The sequence below is a fragment of the Chitinophaga eiseniae genome (assembly GCF_900167135.1).
GTDB lineage: Bacteria > Bacteroidota > Bacteroidia > Chitinophagales > Chitinophagaceae > Chitinophaga > Chitinophaga eiseniae.
Map to the genome: position 1 here is coordinate 1 of NZ_FUWZ01000017.1, position 11,432 is coordinate 11,432.

Consider the following 11,432-nt stretch of genomic DNA (forward strand, 5'->3'; position numbering starts at 1 on the left):
CCCAGCGCACAATACTGCCGGCTGCTGTTCCCAAAAACACGCCGCAGCGCTTCTATCTCGATCGGGTCGCCAAGGTGCGTTCCCGTACCATGCGTTTCCACAAAACTGATGCTATCGGGCGCAACGCCGGCCCACTTCTGCGCCATCAAAATTGCCTCTGTCTGTCCATCTATGGAAGGAGCGGTATAACCTACTTTTGTACTTCCGTCGTTGTTAATACCCGTGCCTTTAATGATGGCATATATATGGTCCTTGTCCAGCAAGGCATTCTTCAGTGTTTTTAACACTACGACCCCTACCCCGTCTCCCGCTACCGTACCGCTGGAGGCTTCATCAAATGCACGGCAATGCCCGTCGCGGGAAGTGATCATTCCCTCCTGATAGATATATCCTTCCTTCGACCTGTTCTTAACAGAGGCGCCGCCGGCTATGGCCACGTTACATTCTCCCATCAACAGGCTTTTGCAGGCCATGTGTATCGCCACCAGGGAAGTGGAACAGGCGGTGTCCATAAATACAGAAGGGCCGCGCAGGTTTAACGCGTAAGAGGTCATTGTCGCCATGAAATTGGCATTCCTCAGTAGAGAAGCGGAATATTCATCTACCAGCCCTTCACGGTTTACCAGCTGCGCATACAGTTCCCAGTTAACATTACAGGAAGCGCCGGCGAACAGCCCCGCCTTAAAAGAAGGGCTGTTCGGATCATAACCCGCGTCCTCAATGGCGTTCCACACACATTCATGAAAAAGTCTTATCTGCGGGTCCATCAACGCAGCTTCATCGGGCCGGTAATTAAAAAAAGGCGCATCGAAATATTCCTTGTCGCCCATATAGGCGTTTGCCCCCACGTAATCCGGTCTTCTGACCACATCAGGATTTCTCCCGTCCGCAATCAGTTCTTCTTCCGAAAAAAAGCAGACTGATTCCACCCCGTGCCTGAGGTTATCCCAAAAGGCCGCCAGGTCAGGCGCGCCGGGGAACCGGCCGGACATGCCCACAACAGCCACTTCGAGCCCGGTATACTTCTTCGCATCAGATAATTTATGTTGGGTCATATAAAAATGTTAACAGTTCTTCGTTATCAGGGCTTATTGAGCATTTCATTGAACAGGAGCAGGTTTTCGTTCGCTTCCAGGAGCGCTTCGTCCAGTTTGGCTGACTGCCGGCTCACCTGCTGATCGCCCTTCCTCACGAATTCCGCAATACTGGCGATAGTAGGCAGCCTGAACATGTTGGCAATTGAAATACCGGATGAAAAAGCGCTGTTCACGCGTTTGTTCAATGCAATAATGTTGATGGAGTTACCTCCCAATTCAAAAAATCCGTGGTTGATCCGGATAACCGATTTATCTATCTTCAGCAGGTCCGCCCATATCTCCACCAGCTTCTCTTCTATTTCATCGGCAGGCATTTCCGAATGGTCTTCCGTTAACACCACGGGATCGGGCAATGCGAGCTTGTCCACTTTTCCGTTCAGCGTCAGCGGGAACTGCTGCATGTGCACACATACCGCAGGCACCATAAAATCGGGCAGGCGATCGGACAGGTGCTGTCGTAACAGCAGATCGTCAGCGGCCTCGCCGGCAGTGTAGTAAGCCACCAGGTAATCGCTCCCTTCGTGTTCCCTGCTGACAACCACTGCATCCCTTATGCCCTCCCATTGTAATAGGGCCTGTTCCACTTCTCCTGTTTCCACCCTTGCGCCTCTTATTTTCACCATCCCGTCTTTGCGGCCCGACAGGAAAATATTGCCATCCTGGTCCTGGTAGCCCATGTCTCCGGTGCGATACAGCACCGTATATCCGGCCTTGTCTGTGACCGGGTTCGGCAGAAATTTCAATGCCGTCAACGCAGCGTCACCCTGATATCCTTTTCCTACACCTGGCCCGGCGATACAGATTTCTCCTTTTACCCCCACCGGGCATACCTGCAACCGCGCATCCAGTATATAAACATGAAAATTGGGCAGCGGCTTTCCTATTGGCAAACCGGCGCTGCCTTCCTCATCCAGATCAGCGGGAATGATATAACAGGTGGCATCATCAGAGGCTTCAGCAGGACCATAAGCATTCAATAGCTGTACAGCAGGGTAATACCTGTACCAGTCTGCCGCCAGTTTCCTTTTCAGCGCTTCGCCGGTAGAAATCATCCAGCGGAGCCTGCCCAATGGCAAAACGGTGGCGCCCACCATTGAACGGATGACAGAAGGCACCGCTTCCAGCACTGTTATGCCACCTGACACTACAGTGGCCGCAAGCCGCTCAGGGTCCAGCATTACCTCCCGGTCAATAATATGTGTACGACCACCCACAGACAGCGCCAGCAACAGCTGCACCACATACACGTCGAAGCTGCATTCGGCCGTCTGTGCAACACAATCGTCGGCCGTCATTCCCAGTATTTCATTGAGGCCATGAAAGTGATTCATCATTCCCCCATGATGCAGCAGCACGCCTTTCGGCACACCGGTGGAGCCGGAAGTAAAAGCCAGGTAAGCGGTGGCATCCGGCTGTACGGACACATGCAGGTCAGCTGCCGGACATGCGTCCAACAGGCCAGGCGCATCTGCCAGGACCACCGGCAGCCCGCTCTCTAATACGGCGGCATAACGGGCAGTGGTAACGATCAAACCAGGCGCACAGACATCCAGGATCTTTGCAATACGGTCGCCGGGCTGCCTGGTGTCCAGCGACACAAATGCATGTTCCGTCTTCAACACCGCGAGTACCCAGGCCAGCAGGTCCGTTCCCCGGTCCATCAGCAATGGTATGACCGTCCCCGGCCGTAGCTCCTTCGAAAAAATAAAACAGGCGATGCGGTCTGATAACTGGTCCAGCTCCTGGTAAGTAAGCGTTACTTCATTATGCACGACGGCTGTTCGCTGAGGATGCAGAAGGGCCTGTTCCCTGAATATCTGCGCGAAACCGGCAGCAGGGTAACTACGGTAAGTATCGTTGAACTGATGAACAAGCGCGTTCTTTTCTTCCTCCGGCAGGAGCTGTATAGCCGACAATGCGGTATCAACGTTCGAAATGACCGCCCGGACGATGTTTTCAAAATAAGTGCTGAAACGGCGGATAGTGCTTTCACGGAACAGTTCCGTGGCGTACGCAAAGTTCAGCAACAGCGTATCCTGCAATTCATAAGCTGACAGCGTCATATCAAATTTGGACATGCCTACGCCATGATGATAGGATTCCAGTGCCAATCCTTCCAGCTCCAGTTTTGTTCCTTCATAATTCTGGTAAACAAAATCGACATCAAACAGCGGGTTATGCCCGGGGTCTCTGTCTATTTTAAGGTCTTCTATCAGGGTTTCATACTGATAATCTTCATTTGCGAAACAACGAAGGGCCTGTTCTTTCACCCGTTGCAGGAAAGCCCGAAAGGATAATTCTCCCGCGGGGTTATTTCTCAGGACCAGGGTATTGACAAACATGCCCACCATCTGTTCCAGGTCAGCATGCCGGCGACCGGCCGTAGTTGTCCCGATGATAATATCTTCATTACCGCTCAACTTCGACAGGAAAATATTGTAGACCGCAATCATCAGCATGAACATGGATACGTTTTCCTGTTCAGCGATACGCTTCAGCTGCCTGGTTGTTTCGGCAGAAAGCTCGAAATCGAGGAATCCGCCGGCATGGCTTCTCTTCACCGGACGTACAAAATCGGCAGGTAATTCCGTCAGAGAGGCTTCCGCTGCAAATTCGTTCATCCAGAACTCCCGCTGGGAGCGGATCACCGCCTGCATCTCTTCTCCCTGCTGCCATTCCGAATAGTCTTTATAATGCAGTTTTAAAGCAGGAAGCGTATGACCGTGATATAACTTCATGAAGTCGCTGATCATCACACTCTGAGAAACACCATCCATCACAATATGATGTGAATCGATGACGATCAGGTGCCGCGTTTCGTTTTGTGTAAACATTCCCACTCTGATCAGCGGAGCAACAGATAAGTCAAACGGCTGTACAAAATCGCGGATCATTTTATCCATATCGCCCCCTTCACAAGAAAGGTCTGTCACCTGGAAACCAAATGTTTCCAGCACAACCTGACGGGGCACATCCTCTTCGAATACAAAAGCGGTACGGAGGCTTTCGTGCCGTTGTATCAGTTTTACGAAAGTTTGCTCCAGTTTTTCTTTATTCACCCGGCCGTGCACCCAGAATACCTGCGTTTCGTTGTATACTTTCTTGTTCTCCTCCAGCATCTGCAGAAAAAACAAACGTTTCTGCGCGGAAGACAAACAATAGTTCCGCTGAACGGGCGCCACGGGTATAGACTGCTGCACAACGTCTGCAGGAATATGTTGCAGAACGTCTGCCAGTTCCTGCACGGTAGGATGTTCATAAAGATCTCCTATGGTAAAATGGGTCCCTAATGCTTTGTTCAACCGTGCCAGCAGGATCATGCCCTTCAGGGAATCGCCGCCCAGCTCGAAGAAGTTGTCCTGCGGTCTTATATCTTTTCTTCCAAAGAAAGCGGCGAATATGCGGTGTAATGTCTCCTGCGTGCTGCTGTCTGTCTGCTCTGTCGTCTCCGCTACCGCCGGTACGGAGGCCATTGCCGGCAGCATCTTTTTATGTGCGTTGATCTGCTGTTGCAGGCTACCTTTGGCAATGGTGACCGCCTGAACTTTTTGTTGCACGCACCGATGAAATACCTGCACGCCCTGCCAGGGGTAGATGGCATCGGCGATCAGCGCATTCACGGCAGAGGTGTCCTGAATACCTGTTTCCCTGACCCTTGTTTTAAAAGTCATGCCCACGTCCAGCCAGTCACACCAGTTGATGGTAAATGCATGTGTCCCGTTTTTCTGATGAGCATACCGGGCGAAAGCCTGTAAAAACTCGTTGGCAGCATTATAGGCCACCTGTCCGAACTTGGACTGGTACAATACGTTTCCCACAGAGGAGAACAGGGCGATAAAATCCAGGGCGCCGAAATCCAGGTATTTTTCAAAAAGCAACAAGCCGTGTATCTTGGAAGTAACATATTTCATCAGCCCATCCCGGTCGCGGTTCATCATGATCCCACCGAAATCTACTTCCCCCGCAGCCCAGATAAGGCCATTCACCGTTGTCTTCCCGGACTGAAGGAGTTCCGCCAGTTGCCGCACCTGTTCCTCATCCGCTACGTTAGCCTGAAAAAGGGTTACCTGGCAGCCGGTATCCTCCATCTCCCGGATAGACCGGAGCAGGGATGCGTTGTTCTCCAAAGACGACCGATGCACGATCACTACATTTGCGCCATGTTGCATGACCAGGTCCCGGGCGATGGTGAAGCCCATCCCGCCTGTTCCTCCGGTCACCACGTAAGTGCCGCCACGGACAATACCGACGCCGGATGCCAGGCGTTCATTGGCAACAAAAGGTTTAAAAGAGGGCGTCCACCGCTGTTGATGCCTGTAGGCGACAAAAGGCTCATCATCCTCAAAGCATGCTTCATTGATCAGTAATGTTACATATTGATGCAGCACTGCATCTTCTATGAAAGGATACGGCAGGTCCACCACTTTGCAACGGATATGCTGTTGTTCAACCGGCATGATCTTAGCCGGTCCGAGCACCGCATGTTTCAGGGGATTTATCTTATCGGCGTCCAGCACCGCCGCCAGCTGATTAGCTGCCACCAGTATTTGCACCGGGCCGGCGATCCTGGCCCTGGCGATAGAGCCGGCCAGGCACCCCAGGCCGATATAGCCTTTGCCTAACAAAGTATCTATAGCGTCGTAGTTGACGAGCGCAGGAGCGTCATCCAGCGTGCAGCAATAAATGATCCTGTTAACGGGAGCATCATGAAGTTTGAGCAACTCCCACATCTGCCCCAGTGCTTCGGGGGATTCCAGGTCCACCTGCAAGGCGCCATCGTCCAGCTGCGCACATCCCTTACCCGGATATACGGCCACCGTCTTTTGTCCTTCAGCACGGAGCCGCGCCAGCAAAGCATCGCTGAAACGTTGCTCACCGGTGATGACCAGGCAAGTGGTGGTATCTGACAAGCCGATGGCCTGATTAGGCGACAGGCTGCTCTCCCAGCCCGAAACATGGATGGCGTTATCAATAAAATCACCGGGCAACGGCAACTTCCCGGACAATTCCTCCAGGATGATTTTTTCAGCATCTACATCCGCGGTAAAAGGTATTCTGTCAAAAGCATAACCAGGCAGGGCAATGCGTTTTCTCTTTTCGCCGGCATAAAAATGATCCCAGTCGATGTTCACACCATATGCCCACAGCTGGCCGATTTTGCTCAGCAGATAAGCCTGATCGTCCGTCACCTGTTTGACCTGGCGAACGGTACTGACCATCCGGTGTTCCGCCTGCAATCGCCGGCTGTCAGCCACGTAATTACAAAGCGTCCTTCCCGGGCCGACTTCTACAAACACCGCCGGGCCTTGTTGCAATACCTGCTCTACCCCTGCTGCAAACAGGACCGTGCTTCTCAGGTGCCGGCTCCAGTACGACGGGCTGCTGACTTGCGCATAGGTTACCGGTTGCCCTGTAATGTTGGAAATGTAAGGTATCCGGGGAGGGTGAAAAGTAATCTGACGGCATTCGTTTTCGAAAGCGGCCAATACACTGTCCATCAGGCGGGAATGGAACGCATGGGAAGTGTGCAGTCTTTTTGAGGGCTGGCCGGCGGCCAGCAATTTCTTTTCAAATGCGGCCATCGCATCTTCAGTACCCGACACCACTACCGCCGTATCGCTGTTTACTACAGCCACATCCAGTCCATTGTCGCCAGCGAGCAATTCCCTTACCTGGTGCTCGCTGATCGAAACGCTTAACATCGCGCCCCTTTCCGCCTCACTCATTAGTACGCCGCGGCGGACCACGATCCGGATAGCATCTTCCAGGCTGAACACGCCACTGATGCAGGCTGCCACATACTCGCCGATGCTATGCCCGATCATGCAACCGGGTTGAACACCCCAATACATGAGTAAATGTGCCAGCGAATATTCAACGATGAACAAAAGTGGTTGCGCATATTGCGTTTCGTGTATCTCCGCACCGGCGCCGTTCTCCGGGAACAGTATTTCGCGCAGGCCGGCGGCCGTGTACCGGGTGGCCAGCTGCAGACATTCATCCACTTTTTCCCGGAAGACGGGTTCTTTTTCATACAGGTCTCGGCACATGCCTGCATACTGCGCACCCTGTCCGGAAAACAGAAAAACGACCTGCTGAAATTCTTCCTGCGTGCCAATGGACTCCTGCGTCTCCAAACGGTCTGTTTCCAGGGCTGCCAATGCCTCTTCCCTGCTTTTGAACGTAAGCATACATCTGTGCCGGAAGCGGCTCCTTCCTTTCTGTAAGGTGTAGGCGATGTCCGCCGGATTTACCTCTTCATGCATTTTCAGGTACTGCCGGAAGCTGTCAATATTCTTTTGCAGCGCAGTGGTTGTTTTAGCGGAAAAAAGGAACAGCTGATGGTCTCTCCCCGGAGAAGAAGGTACTGTTTCCGGGGCTTCTTCCAACACGATATGTACATTGGTACCTCCTATACCGAAGGAGCTGACGCCCGCGCGTAAAGGGGTCTGCGAAGCTTTCCATTCGGCTGGTCCGCTATTTACGTAGAAAGGTCCTTTATCAAACCCGATCTTGGGATTGGCTGCCACATAATGCAAACTGGCGGGCAGCAGTTTATGTTTCAGGGCGAGCACCGTTTTTATAAAACCGGCTACGCCCGCGGCGCTGTCCAGATGACCGATATTGGATTTCACCGTGCCGATAGCGCATCTTGCCTGTGCCGTGCCGCCCAGGCTCGCAAAGGCTTCGTTCAGCGCCGCAACTTCTACCGGATCACCCAGTGTAGTAGCTGTACCATGGGCTTCTATATAGCTGATGGTGTCGGGATGTACCCCTGCCATTTTGATCGCTTTGCGGATTACCGCTGCCTGCCCCTTTACGGCGGGCGTGGTAAAACCAGCCTTGTTGCTTCCGTCATTGTTGATAGCCATTCCCCGGATCACCGCCTGGATGGAGTCACCGGCAGCCAGTGCGTCCTTCAACTTTTTCAGCACCACTACCCCAACACCTTCTCCGCTGACGGTACCGGTGGCCTCGCTGTCGAATGCCCTGTTTTTGCCGTCCCTGGAGTAAATCAAACCTTCTTTATACAGATAACCGTTTATACTGTCATTGGAAATACTTACGCCTCCGGCCAGTGCCATATTACATTCGCCCAACAACAGGCTGTTGCACGCCTGTGCGATGGCCACCAGGGAGGAGGAGCAGGCCGTTTGCAGAAAAACCGCCGGGCCTTGCAGATTTAACTTATAAGCTACGGTAGCACAGAGGAAAGTCACCATCCGCAAATGAGAAGCAGCAAAATCATCCACTTCCCCATGTTGATTTTTAAACCGGGCATAGAGCTCCCAGTTTACGTTTGGGGTACCGCTGCCAAATAATCCTACCTTCAACTGTGGATCGTTACAGGTATAACCACTGTTTTCCAGGGCATTCCAGCAGCATTCGTGAAAAAGCCTTATCTGCGGGTCCATCAGCTCCGCTTCGTCGGGCGTATAGTTAAAAAATGCAGCGTCAAAATATTGTTTGTCCGCCAGACAGGCATTCGATTTTATATAATGGGGATTTTCGAGCAGCGCATCCGGCACGCCTGCCTCCCGCAATGCTGCATCGCTGAAAGTGCTTATACAGTCTTTGCCGGATTTAAGGTTCTCCCAATATTCATCAATATCGGCACTTCCGGGAAACTTCCCGGATAGTCCGATCACGGCTATTTCTAATCCTGTATATTTTTCCATATTTACGCTCCTGTTTGATTTAAGATTCCGAGGGTTGTATGCATGTCCTGAAGACCATCGTCCGCATCATCGGGCGCTATGTCGCCCTGCCCGCGCAGATGTTCTGCTATTGCTGCTATCACCGGAAACCTGAAGATGTCCGACACCTGCAACGTTGTCCGAAAGTGACTATTGATACTGTTAACCATCCGGAGCAGTTTCATTGAATTACCGCCCAGGTCAAAGAAATTCATTTGTGTACCTATCTGGCTGATCTCAGCACCCAGCACATCTGCCCATATTTGGGCCAGCTCTCGCTGCACCTGCGTTACAGGCCGATGTTGTTCTGCTGCTTCCTCCAGGCGATGGGCCGGTAATGCGCTTTCATCCAGTTTACCATTTACCGTCAACGGCAACGCGGTGAGATGCACATAAAAATCCGGCACCATGTAATCCGGCAACCGCTCCCGCAGATACGCCCGCAGTATGGTGCTGCTTAGCGGCGAAGCAGCCACGTAATAACAAACCAGAAAAGGTTCTTTCTCCGCCTCTTTTAACAATATAACCGCCTCGCTGACATCTTCGCGCCGGCACAACTGAGCCGCAATTTCTTCCGGTTCTATGCGGTGGCCACGGAGCTTTATCTGGGTATCGCGGCGGCCACGGTATATCAGCCCATATTCCGCCTGGTATACCGCCGTATCGTAACTACGATACATCACCGCTCCTTTGCAGAATGGATTCGGGATAAACACGCCAGCGTTTAAGTCATCGCGGCCATGATATCCAGCCGCTATGCCAACCCCGGAAATATATACCTCTCCCTCCACCCCGGCAGGTACGGCGCGTTGGTAACGGTCCAGCAGGTAAAGCTGCATATTGTCAATAGGATAACCGATGGGAACATTCAGTACGTCGTCTGCGGGATTGTATTGGTAACACATACATCCTACCGTCGCCTCCGTGGGGCCATATTCATTGTATATTTTCACCAGGCCGCCAAACTGTGTATGAACGGCTGCCGCAACACGGGTTTCCAGCTGCTCGCCCCCTACAATCAGCGTACGTAACACGTTGGGGTCCGCGATATTCATTTCAGCCAGCATCTTCAGATGCGATGGCGTCATTTTTAAAATCGTGCAGTGATTATCATGGAGTACCTTCTCCAGCAATACCGCACCGGAATCTGTGCTATCATAAAGAACCAACCGGTTGCCCGATACCAAAGGTGCAAACAGGCTGGTCACCGTCAGGTCAAAAGCAATAGAAGTATGCAGCCCAAATACAGCAGGCTGCTCACCCACATAACGCCTTACTGCCCAGGTGATATAATTCGCCAGCGACCGGTGCCTGATCATTACTCCTTTGGGCACCCCGCTGGAACCGGAAGTATATATGACATATGCCAGGCTGTCTCCCTCCGGCACTGTTTCAAACCGCGGAGAAGACGGCTCCTGTTGTAAATATGCCGCCTCATCCAGGTTAAGGATAATACCTTTATTCCATTCGCCTGAATAGGCGGTACGGGTAATGATTGCTTTTACTCCGGCGGCCTCAAATATGGCAGCGGTCCTGTTAGCCGGATAGTCTGTATCTACCGGCACATAAGCCGCGCCGGATTTCAATACGCCCAATATACCAGCTATCAGCCAGGGTTCGCGGTCCAGCAACACCCCCACAAGGTCTCCCGCCCCGACACCAGCCGCAGCGAGATAAGCTGCTACGTTCTCAGATAACCTGTCCAGTTCCAGGTAACTTATTGCAGCCCCCTGGTACTCCAGCGCTATCGCATCGGGGCTTGCCACCACTTGTTGCCTGAACAGTGCCGTCACCGGCAAGTATCCCGGACCTTCGTATACCGTGTCGTTGAATTGCGTTATTAATTCCTCCTCTGCTTCAGGGAGCATAACGATAGCTGACAATAACACTTCATTGTCTGCAATGACTGCCCGTACAATATTTTTAAAATAGGTGATCAACCGGTGGACCGTGCTGCTGTTGAATAAGGAGGCAGCGTATTCAAAATACAGCTGCAGATCATCGCCCCGCTCACTGACGGTCAGCGTCAGATCAAATTTGGAAGCATACGCTTCATGCAGATAAGGCTCCACTTTCAGTCCTGGTATGGCCAGCATCGTCATATCTATGTTCTCATAGTCAAACATCACGTCAAACAACGGGCTGCGGCTCGTGTCACGCTCCGGCGAAAGGTCTTCTATCAGCGCCTCCAGCGGGTAAGACTGATGCTCAAAACTCTCCAGCGTATGGTCCCGCACCGTCGTTAAAAACGACAGAAAAGACTGGTCCCCGCGCGGATGATGGCGTAAAGGGAGCGTATTGACAAACATGCCGGTCAGTGGTTCCAGATCAGCATGATAACGACCGGACACCGATGTGCCCACAACAATATCATCCTGGTTGCAAACGCGCGACAGCAGCACGTTGTACAATGACAACATCACCATAAAAAGGGTGGACTGCGACCGGGACGCCAGCGCCTGTAAAGCGGACACCTCCTCCCTGCTCAGGGAAAAACGGACAACACCACCTTTATCGTCCTTTATCAACGGACGTTTATAATCCAGGGGTAAGTGCAGCAAGGGCACGCCATCCGCAAAAACGCTCTTCCAGTATGACCGGTGCTGCTCCTGCATGGCCCGCTGGGACGCACTCTCCT

Annotated in this window: 3 protein-coding genes; all 3 read right to left on the reverse strand. The window is 52.4% G+C overall.

Translation table 11 applies throughout. The annotated features are described in order from the left end of the window. The coding region (locus B5D63_RS34380; RefSeq protein ID WP_143313370.1) for a beta-ketoacyl synthase N-terminal-like domain-containing protein at positions 1–1,055 on the reverse strand (1,055 nt) is incomplete at its 3' end. Between the two features lie 26 nt (positions 1,056–1,081). Continuing rightward, a complete protein-coding gene (locus B5D63_RS34385) occupies positions 1,082–8,776 on the reverse strand; it encodes a hybrid non-ribosomal peptide synthetase/type I polyketide synthase (protein ID WP_078673427.1) in 7,695 nt (2,564 codons plus the stop codon). Positions 8,777–8,778: 2 nt separating this feature from the next. Continuing rightward, a partial coding sequence (locus B5D63_RS34390; protein ID WP_143313372.1) for a non-ribosomal peptide synthetase occupies positions 8,779–11,432 on the reverse strand: 2,654 nt, incomplete at its 5' end.